Source organism: Brevundimonas sp. AVps7 (assembly GCF_058681545.1).
This window is the reverse complement of sequence record NZ_CM178742.1, coordinates 1358275-1377120: the sequence shown is the minus strand read 5'-3', so window position 1 is coordinate 1377120 and position 18846 is coordinate 1358275. Positions and strand designations below refer to the sequence as shown.

At 68.3% G+C, this 18846-nt stretch carries 17 protein-coding genes; 5 read left to right on the top strand and 12 right to left on the bottom strand.

The genetic code is table 11. The annotated features are described in order from the left end of the window. Window positions 1–27: 27 nt before the first annotated feature. Both ACW17Y_RS06660 and ACW17Y_RS06655 read right to left on the bottom strand, forming a co-directional pair. Window positions 28–237, bottom strand: a complete 210-nt coding sequence (locus ACW17Y_RS06660; RefSeq protein WP_492037981.1) for a hypothetical protein — start codon at window positions 235–237, stop codon at window positions 28–30. A 118-nt stretch (window positions 238–355) separates the two neighbouring features. After that, window positions 356–1654 carry an SMP-30/gluconolactonase/LRE family protein gene (locus ACW17Y_RS06655; protein ID WP_492037980.1) on the bottom strand — a complete coding sequence of 433 codons (1299 nt, stop codon included), beginning with the start codon at window positions 1652–1654 and terminating at the stop codon, window positions 356–358. Window positions 1655–1899: 245 nt separating this feature from the next. Here ACW17Y_RS06655 and ACW17Y_RS06650 point away from each other — a divergent pair, with 245 nt between their 5' ends. Beyond that, complete coding sequence (locus tag ACW17Y_RS06650) at window positions 1900–2532, top strand: TetR/AcrR family transcriptional regulator (RefSeq protein ID WP_492037979.1); 633 nt, start codon at window positions 1900–1902, stop codon at window positions 2530–2532. 163 nt (window positions 2533–2695) lie between these two features. Here the strand turns inward: ACW17Y_RS06650 and ACW17Y_RS06645 are convergent, their stop codons facing one another. The 7 genes from ACW17Y_RS06645 to ACW17Y_RS06615 all read right to left on the bottom strand — a co-directional run bounded on the left by ACW17Y_RS06645 (window position 2696) and on the right by ACW17Y_RS06615 (window position 11925). Next, window positions 2696–3454, bottom strand: coding sequence for a prepilin peptidase (locus ACW17Y_RS06645; RefSeq protein ID WP_492037978.1), 759 nt, complete (start codon window positions 3452–3454; stop codon window positions 2696–2698). 175 nt (window positions 3455–3629) lie between these two features. Beyond that, window positions 3630–5516 (bottom strand): ferrous iron transporter B, encoded by a 1887-nt coding sequence (feoB, locus tag ACW17Y_RS06640; RefSeq protein WP_492037977.1) that lies wholly within the window; start codon window positions 5514–5516, stop codon window positions 3630–3632. Further along, the gene (locus tag ACW17Y_RS06635; RefSeq protein ID WP_492037976.1) at window positions 5516–5797 is read right to left on the bottom strand and encodes a FeoA family protein; all 282 of its coding nucleotides are present in this window, start codon (window positions 5795–5797) and stop codon (window positions 5516–5518) included. The genes feoB and ACW17Y_RS06635 overlap by 1 nt, the downstream gene beginning before the upstream one ends. 75 nt (window positions 5798–5872) lie before the next feature. Continuing rightward, window positions 5873–9109, bottom strand: a complete 3237-nt coding sequence (locus ACW17Y_RS06630; protein WP_492038251.1) for an efflux RND transporter permease subunit — start codon at window positions 9107–9109, stop codon at window positions 5873–5875. Continuing rightward, window positions 9109–10257: an efflux RND transporter periplasmic adaptor subunit gene (locus ACW17Y_RS06625; RefSeq protein ID WP_492037975.1), complete on the bottom strand. Its 1149-nt coding sequence runs from the start codon at window positions 10255–10257 to the stop codon at window positions 9109–9111. The genes ACW17Y_RS06630 and ACW17Y_RS06625 overlap by 1 nt, the downstream gene beginning before the upstream one ends. Window positions 10258–10375: 118 nt before the next feature. Beyond that, window positions 10376–11161, bottom strand: coding sequence for a hypothetical protein (locus ACW17Y_RS06620; protein ID WP_492037974.1), 786 nt, complete (start codon window positions 11159–11161; stop codon window positions 10376–10378). Further along, window positions 11161–11925 (bottom strand): class II aldolase/adducin family protein, encoded by a 765-nt coding sequence (locus tag ACW17Y_RS06615; RefSeq protein ID WP_492037973.1) that lies wholly within the window; start codon window positions 11923–11925, stop codon window positions 11161–11163. Before ACW17Y_RS06615 ends, ACW17Y_RS06620 begins: the two co-directional genes overlap by 1 nt. Before the next feature lie 159 nt (window positions 11926–12084). On the opposite strand from ACW17Y_RS06615, the gene ACW17Y_RS06610 reads away from it, so the two are divergent. From ACW17Y_RS06610 to ACW17Y_RS06600, 3 genes are all read left to right on the top strand, one after another. Beyond that, on the top strand, window positions 12085–13224 hold the full coding sequence (locus ACW17Y_RS06610) for a DUF2336 domain-containing protein (RefSeq protein WP_492037972.1): 1140 nt from the start codon (window positions 12085–12087) through the stop codon (window positions 13222–13224). 52 nt (window positions 13225–13276) lie between these two features. Continuing rightward, a complete protein-coding gene (locus ACW17Y_RS06605) occupies window positions 13277–14056 on the top strand; it encodes an NAD kinase (RefSeq protein WP_492037971.1) in 780 nt (259 codons plus the stop codon). Between the two features lie 65 nt (window positions 14057–14121). Continuing rightward, window positions 14122–14601: an Hpt domain-containing protein gene (locus ACW17Y_RS06600; protein WP_492037970.1), complete on the top strand. Its 480-nt coding sequence runs from the start codon at window positions 14122–14124 to the stop codon at window positions 14599–14601. A gap of 266 nt (window positions 14602–14867) precedes the next feature. Here the strand turns inward: ACW17Y_RS06600 and spbR are convergent, their stop codons facing one another. Together spbR and ACW17Y_RS06590 are read right to left on the bottom strand one after the other, a co-directional pair. Then, window positions 14868–16013: a SpbR family protein gene (spbR, locus tag ACW17Y_RS06595; RefSeq protein ID WP_492037969.1), complete on the bottom strand. Its 1146-nt coding sequence runs from the start codon at window positions 16011–16013 to the stop codon at window positions 14868–14870. 75 nt (window positions 16014–16088) lie between these two features. Beyond that, on the bottom strand, window positions 16089–16880 hold the full coding sequence (locus ACW17Y_RS06590; RefSeq protein WP_492037968.1) for a transglycosylase SLT domain-containing protein: 792 nt from the start codon (window positions 16878–16880) through the stop codon (window positions 16089–16091). Between the two features lie 191 nt (window positions 16881–17071). Between ACW17Y_RS06590 and ACW17Y_RS06585 the strand changes: the two genes are divergently transcribed. Next, a complete protein-coding gene (locus ACW17Y_RS06585) occupies window positions 17072–17815 on the top strand; it encodes a TonB family protein (protein ID WP_492037967.1) in 744 nt (247 codons plus the stop codon). Here the strand turns inward: ACW17Y_RS06585 and ACW17Y_RS06580 are convergent. Further along, entirely contained in the window at window positions 17796–18815 is a 1020-nt protein-coding gene (locus ACW17Y_RS06580) for an NAD(P)/FAD-dependent oxidoreductase (RefSeq protein ID WP_492037966.1), read from the bottom strand. The genes ACW17Y_RS06585 and ACW17Y_RS06580 overlap by 20 nt on opposite strands. Window positions 18816–18846: the final 31 nt, after the last annotated feature.

The window sequence follows — 18846 nt, the reverse complement described above, 5'->3', positions numbered from 1 at the left end:
CCAGGATGGCGCTGCGGCGGGCAGGGCTCAGTTCACAGCGGGCCGCGGACCCTGATAGACGCGCGGGGTCTCCGCCCGCTTCGACAGGCGGGGACGCCGCTCGGTGACCCTCAGATCGACCGTCGCGAAGGTCTCGCGCAGGCCTTCGACGTAGCGACGGATTTCGGCCTCGCGAACGCGGGCCTCCAGGAAGTCCTGGCACTCGAAATCAAGGGTGATGATCGCTTTGCGTTTCATGGCCTTCGCCTCGGTCTGTGGCATTCAACCTACCCCGGACCGCCACGGAGTCGTCGCTCCGCGCCGCCGCTTTGTCGCAAACCGAACGCCTTCGTCGCATTGAAGGCATCCTTGCGGATCACCGTCGCCGCCGCGCCAGCGGCAAGGCCGAGATCACGGCCGCGTCGGCACGATCCGCGCGAGGCCGCCCCTCCCCGTCGAAACGTCCCCACTGGCTCTGCTGGATCAGCAGCACTGCGTCCGCCCCCATCGTCAGACCCGACGGTTGGTCCATCGAGTCCAGATTGGCGGCCTCGACGGTCGCCCCGACGATCCCGCGCCAGTCGGGCGTCAGTTCCAGACGCATCAGCCGGCTGGGTGAGATTCCGTTCTGGACCAGCCAGACGGCGCCGTCGTCCGACAGCGCCAAGCCGTCCGTCGAAATCAGCGTCAGTCCTTCCGGCATCGTGACAGGGGCAACCCCGCGGGTGCGCAGGTCGATCCGGTAGAGCCCGGCCGAATAGTCGGCGATCAGCAGCAATCCGGCGTCCGACGAAAAGACCATCCCCTGCGGCGAACCGAAGGCGCCCGGACCGATGAGCGGTTCCAGACCATTCCCGCCCGGACGCAGCAGGAAGACCTCGCCCGTGGTGGAATCGGACACCGCGACTGTGCCGTCCCGCGCCACGGCGACATCGCCGAAATTCCGGCGCGCGGCGGCCGGCGGCGCATGGTGCGCCACGATCCGACCGGACGACAGCTCGATCTCCAGAAGTTCGGTGCGGCCCATGTCCGTCGCTTCGGTCACGCCCGACTCCGGCGATCCGACCGACGCGGCCCACAGCCGATCCCGACCCTCATCGATCGCGAGCCCATAGATTCCCAGCGGCTGGGCCGGCTGCAGCCACGAGACGAGGCGACCGTCGTCGATGCGGTAGATGGTATGGTCGCGGATGCTGGAGACCAGCAGTTCGTCGTCGCCACTGTTCCACGCCAGCCCCTCCAGCAGGTGCAGCTGGTTATCCCGGAGCACGGACGACGGCGCGCCCACCGACGCCCGGTTCCGCCCCAACCGCTCCGCCACGGGCGCGAAGCCCGGATCGACCACGACCTCGGCAAACAGCGGATCGGCTGCGATATCCGCGATCAGGCCGAAGTCCGCATAGCGAGACAGAAAGACAACCGCCTCTGGCACGCGCCCCTCGGCGGCCGCGACCCTCGCCTGCATCAAAATCAGGCCCGTATGGGTCGGCATGATCGTCGCCGCCTGCCCCAGCCTGTCGGCCGCCGTCTCCAGATCGCCCGAGCTGGCCGCTGCGACGCCCTCGGCCCGGAGCTGTCGAAAGCGGGCGACGTCGATGGTCTCGGCGTGCGCATTTCCCAGCACGAAAAGGGTCAGCCCCGCTGCGGCGGCCATCGCGAAAATGCCGGAATGCATGTCAGCCTCCAATTTCTTTGACCCTGTTCCCGACCGCCTCCGCCGTAAACCAGGCGCGAGACGAAGCCCGACTGTGACGCGTCCAACGTCTTGTGAATGCGCCGGAGGTGCCCATCGGATCGTCGGAGCAGGGATTTTGACGGCCAATGCCGAACCGTGCGAAACGCGGTGACGCTGACGTCCGAGCGGGATGTCGCGGGTTCGAATCCCGCAGCCGGCGCCACCTCCTTCCGGGCCTACTCCCCATGGCCGAACGCGCGATCAACAAACTGGGACACCGCATCGGCGCGCGGGGCGGAAAGACGCGCGCTGCGATCCTGGACGCGACCCGCCGCCTTCTGGACCGTCAGCACCTGGGCGAGATCCGGGTCGCCGACGTGGCCTTGGAAGCCGGCGTGTCGCCGTCCAATTTCTACACCTATTTCAAGACAGTGGAGGAGCCGGTTCTGGCCCTGTGCGAAGCGGCCGCCGTCGACTTCGCCCCCCTGTCCCGGCACCTCGAAGGCGACTGGTCGGCGGATCAGGCCTTCGGCGCAGCCCGGGCCTACGTCATGGACGTCCTGCTGATCTGGCGCGACCACGGCCCGGTCCTGCGCATCGAACACATGCTGGCCGACAAGGGGGAGGCCGGCTTCGTGGAGGCCCGCATCCGCCGCCTGCGCCGGGTCCACCTGTCGCTCGAGCGCCGCATCGCCGTGGCCCACGCCACCGGCTACCACGCGCCCGGCCTTGACCCGCGCCTGACCTCCTACGAGGTCGCCAACCTGGTCGAGTCGGTCGCCGCCGGCTTCGACCTGATGCGACGCGGCGACACCCCGCCCGACGCCATCATCGACACCACCGCCCATATCGTCGTTAAGCTGGTCACGGGGCGCTGACCGGCGTCCGCATCTGACGTACCGGCGTGCCAGGCCGAAGATCGAAACCGGTCTTTGACATCACGAACGAGACTCTACGGACTATCTGGACTCCAATTTCCGGAGTCCCGATCCCCGACCTGGACTCATTGGACAAGCTGGACTCTGTCCAGCGGAGTCCAGATCACCCCCCGAACGGCCCGTACAGCCAGGTCAGCCAGATCCCGATCGCCAGGAAGGTTCCGAACGGCAGCTTCTGGGTCATCTCGACCTTCTTGCGCGTAATCAACAACGTAAGCACGATGCTGAACCCTGCCGCGCAGGCCCACACCAGCACCGTCGGCAGCCCCGTCCACCCGACCCAGGCCCCTGCCCCCGCGAACAGGATCGGATCGCCCCCGCCGAGCCCTTCCCGGCCCCGCACCCGCCGATACCCCTCGGCCAGCAGCCACAGCAGACCGAAGCCGGCCACGGCGCCGATCAGCTGCGGGATCGGCCAGCCCCAGGCCAGCAGCGCCGTCGCGATCAGCCCCGTCCCGATCAATGGCAGGGTCAGCTCATCCGGCAGCCAGAAATTCTCGGCGTCGATCAGGGCGATCAGCAAGAGCTGCCACCCCAGCACCGCCGTCGCCCCCACCGTCAGCCAGCCGGTGTCATAACCCCAGAGCGCGGCCCAGACCCCGATGGCCCCCGCCCCGCACTCGATCAGGATATAGCGCGGCGACACCGCCGCCCCGCACATCACGCACTTGCCGCGCTGGAGCAGCCAGCTGATCGCCGGGACCAGCTGCCAGGGCTTCAGCGTCTCGCCGCAGCTCATGCAGTGAGACGGGGTGAGGACGATCTCTTCGTCCCTCGGCATGCGCACGGTCACCGCGGCGATGAAACTGCCGAAAATCAGGCCCAGCAGGCCCATGACGATGGAAGCGTAAAGGATGCTCATCGCTCCCAATACCCATCACCCTCGGGATTGTCCCGAGGGCGCGGCCCCTTTCACCGTGCATCCCGGCGAAGGCCGGGATCCAGTTCTTGGTCAGGGCCTGGTGCGCAGAGCCCTGAAGCATCAGGGTGTGCGTCTCTGGACCCCGGCCTGCGCCGGGGTGCACGGAGAGGAAGTGTCAGCCCCCGCCCAGCGCCACCGCGATCCGATAGGTGATCAGGGACGCCAGATAGGCCAGGGCGAACATGTAGACGACCATGACCCACATCCACTTCCAGCTGTTCAGCTCCCGCTTCACCACGCCGAGCGTCGCCACGCACTGTGGCGCGAAGACATACCAGGCCAGGAAGCTGAGCCCCGTCGCCAGCGACCACTGCGCCGCCAGGGTCGCGCCTAGAAGGCTGCCGACAGCCTCCGCATCCGCCACCGAATAGACGGTTCCCAGGGCCGCCACTGCGACCTCGCGCGCCGCCATACCGGGCACCAGGGCCACGACCATCTGCCAGTTGAAGCCGATGGGCGCGAAGATCGGCTCCAGCCAGCGGCCAATCATCCCGGCGAAGGAATAGTCGATGGCCGGAAGCGTCGCGCCCTCGGGCGGATAGGGGAAGGTCGAGGCGGCCCAGACAACGATCATCAAGGGCAGAATGATCCGCGCGGCGCGCTCCATGAAGATCCTGGCGCGAAGCCACAGATTGAAAAGGACATTCTTCGCGTCCGGCAGCTTGTAGGCCGGCAGTTCCATCATGAACGGCTCGACCGCCCCCCTCCAGAAAATCTTGCGAATGACGAAGGAGACCAGCAGCGCCGAGACGATGCCCGCCGCATAGAGGCCGAACATCACCAGCCCTTGCAGATTGGCGAAACCCCAGACCGTCTGCTGCGGAATGAAGGCTCCGATGATCAGGGTGTAGACCGGGATGCGCGCCGAACAGGTCATCAGGGGCGCGACCATAATGGTCGTCAGCCGGTCCCGCTTGGCGTCGATCACCCGCGCCGCCATCACGCCCGGAATGGCGCAGGCGAACGAGGACAGCAGCGGAATAAAGGCCCGCCCGTGCAGACCCGCCCCGCCCATGATCCGGTCCATCAGGAAGGCCGCCCGGGCCATGTAGCCGAAGTCTTCGAGCAGGATGATGAAGGCGAACAGGATCACGATCTGCGGCAGGAAGACGAGCACGCCGCCCACGCCCGCGATCACCCCGTCGACGATCAGGCTCTGCACCAACGGCCAGACCGGCCCGCTATCGGGCACGACCGCGCTGACGCCCGCGCCCAGCAGGCCGAAGCCCGCCTCGATCATATCCATGGCCGGCGTCGCCCAGGCGAACACCGCCTGGAACATGACGAACAGCAGGGCCATCAGGATCACCAGCCCCGCCACCGGATGCAGCAGGACCCCGTCGATCTTGCCCGTCAGGGTGTCAGGCCGCTCGGGCGCGCGCACCGCCGCCCGCATGATCTGCTCGGCCCGCTTGTGGGCGCTGCGAATGGCGGCCGCATCCGGGGCCTCCCAGTTCTCGCCTTGCGAAACCCAGCCCGGCCCCGCCGCCGTCTCGATCTCGGCGACAAGTTCATCGATGCCGCGCCTGCGCGTCGCCACCGTGGTCACGATCGGCACGCCCAGCTCGGCGCGCAGGGTCTCCAGATCGATCCGCAGGCCCTGACGCTGGGCGATGTCATACATGTTGAGCGCCAGAACCATCGGCCGCCCCACGGCCTTCAGCTCCAGGATCAGGCGCAGCACGAGGCGCAGATTGGTGGCGTCGGCCACGGCCACGATCACATCGGGCACGACCTCGTCCTGAAGCCGCCCGAGAACGGCGTCGCGGGTGACCTCCTCGTCCGGGCTGCGCGCGCGAAGGGAATAGGTTCCGGGCAGGTCCAGCACCGACATCGACCGGCCCGAGGCGGCCAGCACCCGGCCCTCCTTCCGCTCGACGGTGACGCCCGCATAGTTGGCGACCTTCTGGTGGGCGCCGGTCAGGGCGTTGAACAGGGCGGTCTTGCCCGAGTTGGGATTCCCGACCAGGGCGACCCGCACGGGCCGAACAGCGACGTCCATTATTCAGCAGCTTCCGGCAGGGCGGTCAGGTCGACAGTCAGGCTGGCGGCTTCCTTGCGCCGCAGGGCGACACGCATGTCATCGACCTTCAGCGCGATCGGATCGCGGCCGAACAGACCCTCGTGCAGCAGTTCGACGCTCGCTCCCTCGACGAGACCCAGCTCCAGCAAGCGGCGCTCCAGTTCGACCTCCTCCGCCTGATGGTGGCAGTGGGTCCCGACTGAGACGATGACGCCGCGGTCGCCCACCCGGGCGTCGCTCAGCTTGATGACATTGGACATTTGCGAACGCTTATCAGGAGCGCAAGGAAAGTCCAGCCACAGACCTCTTCCTCCCCCTCGGGGGAGGAAGAATCACTACTCCGCCGCCGCCGGGATCGGATCGTTGGCGGTCGTTTCCTGCGCCTCCCACTCCTCGATCTTGCGGGCCGTATACTCGGGCGACCTGGTGAAGCGAGCCAGGGCCCCGTAGATCACCGGCACAACGAACAAGGTCAGCAGGGTCGAGAACATGGCCCCGGCGAAGATCACCACGCCGATCGTCTGGCGGCTGCCTGCACCAGCCCCCTGCCACAGCACCAGCGGCAGGGCGCCGAAGGCGGTGGCGATCGAGGTCATGATGATCGGGCGCAGACGCAGCGCCGAGCTCTCGACGATGGCCTCCTTGATGGACCGGCCCTGATCTCGCAGCTGGTTGGCGAACTCCACGATCAGGATGCCGTTCTTGGCCGCGATCCCGATCAGGATGATGAGCCCGATCTGCGAATAGATGTTCAGACTCGACCCCGCCATCAGCAGGCCGAACAGACCGCCGGCCGCCGCCAGCGGCACGGTCAGCATGATCACCGCGGGGGTGATCCAGCTCTCGAACTGCGCCGCCAGCACGAGGAATACCAGCAACAGAGCCAGACCGAAGGCCCAGGCCACGGCGCCGCCGGCCTCCTGCTGGTCGCGCGCCGCGCCGCCGTACTGGATGCTGACCACACCCTGGGGCTGTTTGGCGATCTCTGCCTCCATGAAGGCGACGGCGTCGGCGATGGTCGTGCCCGGGTTCAAGTCGGCGCTGATCGTGATGGCGCGCTGGCGGTCCAGACGACGTCGATCCGGCGTGTCGCCCGAGGTCTCCGTCGTCACGACTGACGACAGGGGCACCAGAGCGCCCGAGCCCGCTCCGACATAGAGCCTCTCGAGGTCGGCGATCGAGGTCCGGTCGGCGCGATCCGTCTGCAGGATGACGTCATATTCCTGACCGCCCCGGATATAGGTCGTGGCACGGCGCGATCCGAACATCGTCTCCAAGGTCCGCCCGATCTCCTGGGACGACACGCCCAGAGCGGCGGCCTTCTCGGGATCGACATCGACCAGCAGGCGCGGCGCATTGGGCTCGTAGTTCAGGCGCGGACGCGAGAAACCCGGGTTCTCCTGCGCCGCCGCCAGCACAGGCTGCAGCCAGTTGTAGATGTCTTCGTATTCCTGTCCGGTCACGATCAACTCGATCGAGTTACCACCGCCGCCGCCCCCGCCGCGCTGGAAGGCTCCGGGCACCGAGGCGTTGACCTGGGCGCCCGTCTGCGAGCGCAGCTTGCCGTTCAGTTCCTGGGCGATCTCGTCGGCGGACCGTGTGCGTTCGGACCAGTCCTTCAGGATCAGCGAGGCATTGCCGGAGTTGAAGCTGCCGCCGCCGAAGCCGGGGGACGAGATCAGGAAGCTCTCGACTTCGCCTGCGTCCTTGTATTCGGCCAGGATCGGCTCAAGGCCCATCATGATGTTGCGCGTGTAGTCGAAGCCGGCGCCTTCGGGCCCGGCGACGCGAACCTGCACCCGGCCCCGATCCTCTGGCGGCACCAGTTCATCGGGCAGGGTCAGGAACATGCCGCCGGCTCCCGCCCCGACCAGAAGAATCAGCAGGGAGACGCCGATGACGGCGAACCGCTTGCCGACCATGGCGTCCAGCGAATGGGCGTAGGAAGTCTTCAGCCCGTCCATCGCCTTGTCGACATTGCGCGCCAGCCAGCCCGAGCCGGCGGCCGGCTTCAGGATCTTGGAGGCCAGCATTGGCGACAGGCTCAGCGCCAGGAAGGCCGAGAAGGCCACGGCCGCAGCGATGGCCGCCGCCAGCTCCACGAACAGGCGCCCGACGTATCCGGGCAGGAACAGCAGCGGCGCGAACACGGCCAGCAGGGTCACGGTCGTGGCGATGACGGCGAAGAAGACCTGACGCGTGCCGCGCTCGGCGGCCACCAGCGGCGGCTCGCCGTGGTCGAGACGACGCTGGATATTCTCGGTCACCACGATGGCGTCGTCGACGACCAGGCCGATGGCCAGAACGAGGGCCAGAAGCGTCAGCAGGTTCAGCGAGAAGCCCAGCGGCGCCAGGACGATGAAGGTCGACAGCAGACAGATCGGCGCCACGATCGAAGGGATCAGCGCGGCCCGGAAACTGCCCAGGAAGATGAAGTTCACCAAGGCCACCAGCACCATCGAGATGCCGATGGTGATCCAGACCTCATCGATGGCGTGGGAGGTGAAGACAGAGTTGTCCGAGCCGACGACCAGTTCTGTTCCCGGCGGCAGGGTGCCCTGTAACTCTTCCACCAGGGCCGAGACGCCCTTGGAGATTTCGAGGTCGTTGGACTGGGCCTGACGCGTCACGGCCAGACCGATCTGGTCCAGGCCGTTGCCGCGGAACAGGCGGCGCGCCTCGGCCGGCCCCTCCTCGACGCGGGCGATGTCGCCCAGACGGGTCACATAGGTGGCGCGCGCCTGCAGGGCGCCGGTCGCGCCCGAGCCGTTCGGAATGGCCCCGGTCGAGACCGCGCCCGAGGCGCCGCTCGACCCGATCGAGGCCGACCCTGCGGTGCCAATGGGAAGTTGGGCGAAGTCCTGGGGCCGCGCATAGGTGCGGGCCACGCGGACGGTGTAGTCCTTGTCGGTCGATTCCAGCGCACCGGCCGGCAGTTCGACGTTCTGGCTGGTCAGGGCCTGTTCGACGTCCGAGACGGTCAGGCCGCGCGCGCCCATGGCGGCGGCGTCCAGCCAGATGCGCATGGCGTAGCGCTGCTCGCCATAGATCTGGGCCTGGGCAACGCCCGGCACGGTGGCCAGCCGGTCCAGCAGGTTGCGGTCGGCGTAGTCGGTGAGTTCCAGCCGGTTCATCGACGACGACCGCAGGAACAGGATCATGATCGGCTGGCTGTCGGAGTCGGCCTTGGACACCTCCGGCGGCTGGGCCTGATCCGGCAGGCGGCCCTGCACCCGGCTGACCCGGTCACGCACGTCCGAGGCGGCGACGTCGATGTCGCGATCCAGGGCGAACTCTATGGTCACGTTCGACCGGCCGTCGCGGCTGGACGAGGTGATCCGCTCGACCCCCTGGATGCCGGCGACCTGCTGTTCGATCGGCTCGGTGATCCGGTTCTCGATGACCTCGGCCGAGGCCCCGGCATAGCTGGTCGAGACCGAGACGATCGGCGGATCGACGTCCGGCAGTTCCCGCACCGGCAGGAAGAAGAAGGCCGCCGCCCCGATCACGCACAGCACGATCGCGGCCACGGCCGCGAACACCGGCCGCCGGACGGAGACGTCGGACAGCATCATCGGGCGGCCGCCTGCGGAGCCGCAGCCTGGGCCGGAGCGGCACGTGCACCGCCCGCCCCCGCCACCGTGATCGGCGCATTGGGCTGGATGCGGTTCAGGCCGGAGCCGACCACGCGGTCATTGGCCGACAGACCGGTGATGATCTCCACGAAGCCGTTCTCGACCGCGCCGGTCTCGACCGTCACCCGCTGGGCGGTCGAGCCGCGCTCGCCGGCCGCGATGCGATAGACGAAGGCGCCGTCGCCCTCATACTGGATGGCGGATTCAGGCACGGACGGCGTCTGGCGCTGGCCCTGCTGGATCCCGACCCGCATCAGCATGCCCGGCCGGATCCGCCCGCCGGGATTGGGGAACTCGGCGCGCGCGGTGACCGCGCGGGTCGTCTCGTTGATCCGGGTGTCGATCAGGGCGATCCGGCCCGAGAACTGTTCCGCCCCGTAGGCGTCGGCCGTGGCCACGATCGGCAGGCCTTGACGCAGCACGCCGAGGTATCGCTCCGGCACCGGGAAATCGACACGGATGATCGAGGTGTCGTCCAGTGTGGCGATCACGGCGCCGGGGCTGATCAGGGTGCCTGCCGTCACAGTCGAAAGGCCCAGGGTTCCCGCGAACGGCGCCCGGATCATCCGGTCGCCGCGACGGGCCTCAGCAGCCGAAAGCGAGGCCTGGGCGGTTTCCAGCGCGGTCTCGGCGTCCTCGGCGGAGACCCGGGGAGCCACGCCGCGCTCTGCGAGCTGCCTGAACCGGTCGTATTCGCGCTGGGCCTGGGCCACCTGGGCGCGAGCCTGAATGATCGAGGCGTCTTCTTCACGCGCCTGCAGCTGGACCAGAGGCGTCCCCGCCGCCACCCGCTGCCCGTCCGAGAACAGGACGGCCGTTATCAGCTCGGACGTGCTGGAGGTGACGTTCACCGAGCGCCGCCCGCGCGCCACGCCCAGGACGTTGATCTGGTCGCTGAAGGGCCGCAGCGTCACCACGGCCTCCGACACGGCCTGCCCGCGTCCGCCGCCGGGTCCGCCCCGACCGCCACCGGGTCCCCCGGCGCCGCCCTCATCGCCTGCGAAAGCAACGCGAAGCACAGCCGCGACGATCATCAGACCGAGCACGGCGGCGGCGATGACGAGGAACAAATGACGTCTGATCACGCGGTACGGTCTCTATGAGCAAGCGGGCGGCCCGGAATACCCATTCCGCCCCCCGAGGCAACCTAAAGAGTTTGTAACGTCTACCGTTCCGGTTTCCGTCGCGCCATTCGGTCGCGGGTCAAAAACGTCGCCACAGCGCGATGACCGCCCCCTCCGCGAGCGGCGTCTCCCGTCCCGCGACGGTGCGTCGCCAACCGGCCTGCAGGCTCCACTGGCCGACGTTGCGCACCACCGATGTCTCGACCGACAGCCAGCGGGCGCCGTTTCCGTCCGTCATGCCGCCGAACGCCTGACCCAGCACCATCCAGCCTTCGCCGAAGTGGCTCCCGATCGTGAAATCCGCCCGCGTCTCGTCCGGCAGGCCGTCGCGCATCCGCCTCGCCGCCTGCACCTCCACGAAGGACCGCTGCGGCCCCCATCCGCCGGTCAACCCCCGCCCCGGCCCGCCCAGGGACCGGCCGGCGGAGACGCGCACCTCCCAGTCTTGCTCGCCCACGCCCGGCGCGGCGTAGCCCGCGTTGCGCCCGTCGCCAGACAGGGAGTAGCCGGCATAGAGGCTGACGGCGTTCCGGTCGTCGCGGTACGCCTGCCAGGTCACGCCGAGTTCGACGGGACCACGGCCGTCATAATCGACAAAGGCGTCCTCTCCCGACTGCCAGTCGCCCTTGAACTGGACCGTCAGGGTGTCGGTGATCCCGTACTCTGCAAACACGCCCACCGACCGGTCTTCCCGCTGCGCCGGCAAGGGCCGGACGGCGCCCGTCGGGCCGTAGCCCTCCTTCGCCCGCATCGCCTCGGCCTTGAGGATCAGTTGCCCCTTGCCCTTCGGCTGGGTCCAGGCGTTGGCCGTCGCGGACGTGGCCGCCGTCGCGAGCAACAGGCCCACGAGGCAGCGATGCCACATCAGACGTCGTAGCCGGGAGATTTCCGGTCCAGAAGCCGCAGCGCCCCAGGCCAGGCCAGGGCGGAGACGAAGCCGATTCCCCGGCCTTGCTCCTTGGTCTCGGCCTGCGCCGCGTCGGGCGCCATCAGCACATGCGCGCGTCCGCCGGACAGGGCCGCGATCTGCTGGGCGCAGGCCCGCTCCAGGAAGAACATCCCGACCCAGGCCGCCGCCGCCGTCTGACCGACCGCCAGCGTTCCGTGGTTCCGCAGCAGCATCAGCGGCTTGTCGCCAAGATCCGCCACCAGCCGCTCGCGCTCGTCATGGTTCAGCGCCAGTCCCTCGTAGCCGTGATAGGCGACCTGGTGCTGCAACAGACAGGCGTTCTGACCGATCGGCAGCAGGCCCTCTGCTTGAGCCGCCACGCCGACGCCTGCCACGGTGTGCAGGTGGATGACGAAATGCGCATCCTCGCGCGCCGCGTGGATCGCCGAGTGGATGGTGAAGCCGGCCGGATTGATGAAATTCCGGGTCTCCTGAACGATGTTCCCGTCCAGATCGACCTTCACCAGGGAGGAGGCCGTGATCTCCTCGAAATAGAAGCCGTAGGGGTTGATCAGGAAGTGGTGTTCGGGCCCCGGAACCCGCGCCGAGATATGGGTGAAGATCATGTCGTCCCAGCCGTGCAGGGCGACCAGACGGTACAGGGCTGCCAGATCGACCCGCGCCTGCCATTCCTCGGCCGAAACGCGGGACTTCAACGATTGAGGGGCGCCGTCGGCCATACTAACTCCTCCATCGCCTCTTGGCGGGCGAGGCGGTCACCGTCGCCTCAAGCTGATGGCGGGTCAAGCTGAACGACTTTCAGGCTTGATTAACCGAGTTTTCACCACCCCACGGTCAATGTGGTCCTGTCGGATGCTCAAATTCGGCCGGAGTTCGCCGTGACCGCTGTCGTCCAGCTTCAGTCCCATCGCCTCTCGGATGCCGAGACCCTGTCTTCCGCCCAGCATCTGCTTGAGCTGGCGCGCGGCAAGGGCGTGGACGATCGACGCCGGTTGCTGCTCGGCATCGCCGCCCTGTGCGACGCGACACCGCCCGGCGCAGAGGCCTCCCCCATCCTCGGCGAGATCTTCATGGTCATCGCCCGTCAGGCCGAACGCGATATCCGCAAGGCCCTGTCAGACAGCCTCGCCTCCGCCGAATGGGCCCCGCCCGCCCTGATCGCCATGCTGGCGCTCGACGAGATCGAGATCGCCCGTCCCGTGATCGCCCAGAGCCCGCTCCTCAAGGATCAGGACCTCCTGCGCGTCCTGGTCGAGGCCACCATCGAGCATCAGATCGAGGTCGCCCGTCGTCCGCACATCAGCGGCCGCGTCGCCGACGCCATCATCGACCGGGGTGAACCCGCCAGCCTCACGGCGCTGGCCGGCAACAAGACCGCCGAGGTCAGCGAAGACGCTCTGGGCCGCCTGATCGAACAGTCGCGCCGCGTCGCCGCCCTGCGCGCGCCCCTGACCCGCCACCCGCGTCTGAACGACGCCCTGGCGACGCAACTCTACCAGTGGGTCGGCCAGTCCCTGCGCGAAGCCATCGGCGAGCGTTTCCGCGTTGACGAAAGCAAGCTGGCCGAAGCCATCGAGGCCGTGACCCGTCCCGCCACTCCCCCGCCCGGCGCCGAGCCGCTCGGCATGGAAGCCGCCGACGTCACCGATCCCGAGGAGATGGAACGCCGTCTCGTCGCCAAGCTGCAGAGCGCCGGCCAGTTGCGCGCCGGTTTCCTGATCCGCGCCGTCCGCGAGAAACGCCTCAGCCTGTTCGAACACGGCATCGCGGCCCTTGGCGGCTTCCCGATCACCCATATCCGCGCCGCGATCGTGCGCCCCAGCCCGGACGCCCTGTTCCTGGCCTGCGCCGCCGTCGGCATCGACCGCGCTGTCTTCCCGGCCGTGCTCGACGAGATTCGCAAGCTGAACGGCGGCTGGCCCGGCGACGGCGATGAAGGCTATGCGGGCCGCATGACCCTGCCTCCGTCCGCCGCCATGCGCGAATTCCGGGCCTTGATGGGCCATATCGGGTCCTGACCGACAAGGACGGCGTTTGACTTCCCCGCCGGGCTCGGCTTCTCGTGAACCGGTGAGCGTCGACCCCTCCTCTCTCCGGATCGCTTTTTGCGCCAGTGACCGGCCCGAGGCCGAACAGGCCTGCGAACGTCTGTCCGAACGCTACGGATCGGTGCAGGCGGCCCAGGCCGACGTCATCGTAGCCCTGGGCGGCGACGGCTTCATGCTGGAGACCCTGCACGCCAATCTGATGCGCAAGATTCCCGTCTACGGCATGAATCAGGGCTCGGTCGGCTTCCTGATGAACGACTACGACGAGGAACAGCTGCCGGAACGGATCGCCGCCGCCGGCCGCTCAATCATCCACCCGCTGCAGATGGACGCCGTAACCCGGACCGGCGAGACGCACACGGGCCTGGCCATCAATGAGGTCTCCCTGCTGCGCCAGACCCGTCAGTCGGCCAAGCTGAGGATCAGCGTCGACGGCAAGGTGCGGCTGGAGGAACTGACATGCGACGGGTGCATGGTGGCCACGCCCGCCGGCTCCACCGCCTACAATCTTTCGGCTCACGGCCCGATCATCCCGCTGAACGCACGGATGCTGGCGCTGACGCCAATCAGCGCCTTCCGGCCCCGTCGCTGGCGCGGCGCCCTCCTTTCTCACCGCGCCAAGGTGGAGTTCGAGGTGCTGGAGGCCGACAAACGCCCCGTCAGCGCCGTCGCCGACGGGCTGGAGATCCGACAGGTCGTGAAGGTCGCCGTCAAGGAACGCCGTGACGTCGGCCTGACCATGCTGTTCGATGCCGGCCGGTCATTCGAGGAACGCGTTCTGGCCGAACAATTCACCGGCTGACCACGAGTCACGGGTTCTTAAGAGCCCCCGTGCATGGTGTGCGGGTTAGTTCTCAGGAGTTCGTCGTGAGCAATCCGGCCCAGGTCATTCGCCCGCCCAACATGCTGCGCGCCAAGGTCGGCGGCAGCTTTGGAGGCATCAATGCCGACGCCATCGCCAAGGCCGAAGAGGCCCTGAAGGCGATGTCCGGCCAGTTCGGCCAGTGGCTGCAGGACGAAATCACCAAGCTGGACGCCGCCCAGGCCGCGATTCGCGCCGAGGGCTACAACGCTGCGACGGCCGAGGGCCTGTATTTCCGCGCTCACGACCTCAAGGGTCTCGGCGCCACCTACCAGTATCCGCTGGTCACCCGTCTCGCCGGTTCGCTGTGCAAGCTGATGGACGACCCGATCAAACGCCTCGAAGCGCCGATGATGTTGATCGACGCCCATATCGACGCCATCCGCGCCGTCGTCCGCGACCAGATCCAGACCGACGACCACCCCACGGGCCGCGTCCTGTCGGAAACTCTCGAAGCCAAGGTCGCCGCGCACCGGGCCGGCTGACTGATTCCCTTCTCCCCCTGCGGGAGCAAGGAACTGGGGTGCATCTGGGCGGAATTTATTCTTCCGAAGGCCTTGCCCTGCGGCTTGGCGACCGCCACGTCCACGCTTGGGTCTTTGACAACTCAGCACGACGGCGCGAGCAAAACCGTCCGAAACAAGAGCTCCCGGACAAAGGCTTTAAGCCAAGCCTCTGATTTTCTTTCGGCGACTAACCGTTTCGTCCGAAATGTCCGCCAATTTTCGTCCGGACCCAGCGGACGAACGCCCTAGGCCGCGTTCGCCGCCGTCATCCGGCTCGGGCTGACAGCCGGCTGGTCCAGACGCTCCATCAGATAGGCCAGATCGTCCCTCGGCGCATTCGGGCGCTGGGTCAGGAACCGTTCCAGCATGCGCTCGCGGAAGGCCTCGCCGGACGTATCCGCGCCTTCGGCCGACAGCTGACGCCAGGTGTCGACGCCCGCCCGGAAAGCCTGGAACAGGCGCGGCGGCAGGCCGGCCCGGTCATAGATCGCCTTCAGACCTAACGGCCCGGCGTCGTGCACCATCAGCCAGGCGCGCTGGTGCGGCGTGGACGACAACTCCGCCACCCCATGCTCGAACAGGGTCATCTTGCCGCGTGCGAGGGCCCGCAGCAGCAGCGACGCCGTCAGCGCCTTTCGCGCATTCAGCTGGGACACGAAGGTCGCCAGATCTGCGCTCGCCCCCGCCTGATCGATCAGATCGACGGTCGCGCGTTCGCGGGCAAAGCTCGACAGCCGGATGGCAGTCTCGGGCGCCACGGCGTGGCGGGTAATCAGATGCTCTCGCACGGCATCAGACGCCAGGGCCACCAGCCGTTCCGTGATGTCCAGCGGCAGGACCTGGCGATAGGCCAGCGCCGCCACGACCTCCGGCGTGTCGCCGAACCGATCGACCACCCTGCCCATCGCGCCTTCGGAAATGTCGGCGTTGTCGTTGGACGCTAGGGTCCGCACCGCGGTCTCGCAACCGTCGGAGCTCAGAACATCGGCGACGTCGCGCGATACGGTCGGGCGCGCGGCGATCGCGACCTGACGCACGGCCGAGCCGGCGCGCACGATCTCGATCAGGTCCTCGTCGCTGAACACGGGCGACGATCCGATGATCGGCAGGGCGATGGAATCCACATCGGCGGCCAGAATTCGGGCGACGTCGCGCGGCAGCAGATCAGAGCTCTTCAGTGTCACAGCCAGAGCCCGACGCACCAGTTCGGCGGCGTCGTTGGCCAGGACGCGCATGATCTTCTGCGCCGCCTCGCGGTCCTCGTCGGTCAGGTCCGCCCTGTCGATGCTGCGGCACAGCTTGTGCGCCGCCGAAGCGCGTTCATCGTCGTCGGTCGCCTTGATCAGGCGGCGGATGTCGAACTCGGTCAGGCGGGCGCGGTGGGCGGTCATGGGGTTCTTCTGGCGAGTCGCGGTCGGACGACGTCAGGGTGAGCCTGCAGGCTTAACGTCCGGTTTACTATGGGCTCAGACGCCGGATTTGGCTTCGGGCGAGAAGGCGCCGCCGAAGCCTCCGCCCTTGCCGTCGCCGTCCTGGCCCAGCAGCAGGGCCAGAAGGCTCTGATCCTGCTTCAGTCGGTCCAGACGGGCCGCCAGGGCCTGATCCTGTTCGCTCAGCAACGGCGCCTGCGGCCCGGCCGGGGCGACGACCGATCCCTCGCCCGCCGACCGCTGCAGATTGGCGTGAACCTCGGCTACGGTCGCCGCCCGCCCGTCGCGGTAGAAGATCGATCGGTTGGCCGCCGCCGCCTGGGGGAACATGGCCACGGCGCTCGATCCCGGCCGTGTCGCCATGGCCTCCATGATCTGGGCCGCGCCTGCCGGGCCCAGGAAATGGGCGGCGTAGAGATCGCCCGCACCCGGTTCCCGCCCCGTCCGGCCGCGCAGATAGGCGGCGTTCGACGCCGTCAGCTCGCCCGCCATGGTCGAGGCGGCCTGCGGATCGAAACGCAGGTCCAGCACCACGTTCCGCGCCGAGCCCTCGACGCGCCAGCGCCCGTCGGATCCGCGATGGATAAGGTCGGCGTATTGGCCGTATCCGTGCTTGGCGCCGTGCTGCTTGACCGTCGCCAGCCAGGTCTGCTCGATGAACTGGAACAGGCCCGATGCGGACGATGTCGGCGCCCGCGCATTCGGGTTGAACGAGCTTTCCCGCCGCGCCGTGCGCATCAGGAAGTCGTAGTCCACGCCGGTGCTGTTCGACGCGCGACGAATCGCGGCCTCCACACCTCCCGACGCTGGAATCGCTCCGACGCTCATACGTAGAAACTCGGAGATCATGGTTAATCGAGCGTTAATGTCGGTTAACGGCGCTGCTTCGGGGCCACACCGATAGCTGATCGACGTTCAGTCAGAAACGGTGGTTTCGGGTGCCCCAATCCCGCCATGAGCCGCGCGCGTCATTCTCCCGTGGGTTGCTGGGGAGCGGCACTGAGAGGGAAGTGACGGCCATGATGATTCAAACCGCAGGCGGCCCCGGACTGGTCAGCCCCATCGACTTCGGCGAACGGCGCAAGCCCCTGCCCCGCGTGACCTGGATCGCCATCGGCGTCGTCGCCCTGGCTCACATCGGGGTCGGCACGGCGCTCTACTATCAGCGGTTCGAACTCAAGACCCTGCCGGATCGCAGCGAGCCGCGGGTCATCGACGGCAGCGTGATCGTGCTCCACCGCGAGCCTCCGCCGCCTGTCGTCACCACGACGCCCCCCGCCCCGAACCCGCCCGTTCACCGCCCGGAAAGCCAGCCGACGAACGTCGAGACCCTGACCACGGTCATCCCCGACATCCCGACGGCCGCGACCGGCACGGTGATCAACACCACCGTCCTCGTCCATCCGACGGCCGCGACCGGCACGGCCAGCGAACCCGTCGTCGAGGCGCCCCGCGGGCCTCCGGTCATCCGCTCGCCGCAGTGGATCAGCCGCCCCACCGGCGACCAGCTGACCCGCGCCTACCCCTCGCGCGCGCTCAACGGCGAGGTCGCGGGCTCGGCCACCCTCAGCTGCCGGGTGCAAGCGGCGGGGACGGTCACGGGCTGCACGGTCGTGTCGGAAACGCCGGGAGGCTACGGCTTCGGCCGCTCGGCCCAGCAACTGGCCCGTTACTTCCGCATGAGCCCGCAGACGGTGGACGGTCAGGCCGTTGACGGCGCCCAGGTCAGCATCGGCATTCGCTTCACCCTGCCGGAAGACTGAACCTCAACGGGTCGAGGGCGGCCGCATGCGATCCGCGCGACCGCCCTTCGATTCCGTCCGCCACGACCCTTGCGACCAGGGGCCCCAGCAGCCAGCCGTTCCGCCTCGGAGCCAGAGCCAGATGGAGTCCTTCGCCGACCTGCCCCGCCAGTGGCAGGCCATCGGCTGTCGCCCCGCGCACACCGCCACGCCACTCTATCTCGGACGCAGAAACCCCTGAAAGCCGCGCGGCGACCTTGATGAGCCTCGCCGACGCCGCCGGATCGGGCGCCGTCTCCCGGCTGCCGTGGACCATCGTCGCCCCAATCAGGGACCCTGTCACCGCCGGCGCTACATAGCCGCCCACGCCTCGCACCACCCGGTCGGTCAGAGGCGCATCGGTTCGCCCGATCTGGCCGGCGATCGGCTCGATTCCGTTGATGATGCCTGCGACCGCTTCCGGCAGGCCAGGCAAGGCGGCAGCGGCGCCGGTGGCGACGATCAGCTGGCGAGCCTCGATCCGGCCGGCTGTCGTCTCGACACGCCAGCCCCGGGAACTCCTATCGACGGCCCGGCATTCGGCGACCACCAGGGCCTCGCCCAATCCCGCCCGCAGCGTTTCAAGCGCCGCCTCCGCATCAAGGCGTCTGTCGCTTTCGGCCCGGACGACATCGCCCTCCGCCTTGACCGGGAAACCCAGACGGCCGAGCACCTTGGCGGCCTCGGCCGCGTCCGACCCGCGCCACTCGGCCGGCGTCATGTCCAACACCAGCCGCGACCGCGCGGCAAAGGCCGGCCAGAGAGCCCCCGCGTCGCGCAGCAACGCCGCCCGCGCCGCATCGGCGCCGTCCAGCAGGCTCTCGAACGCCGGTGCGATCATCCCCGCCGCCACCGACGAGGCGTTCGGCAAGCCCGGATCGACCACGCGGACATCATGCCCGCGTGCGGTCAGCTCGGCAGCGACCGACAGGCCCAGCACGCCGGCCCCGATCACTACGATGTCAAAGGAGAAGTCCGCCACGGCCGGTCCTTCGACCGGCCGTGCGGGGATT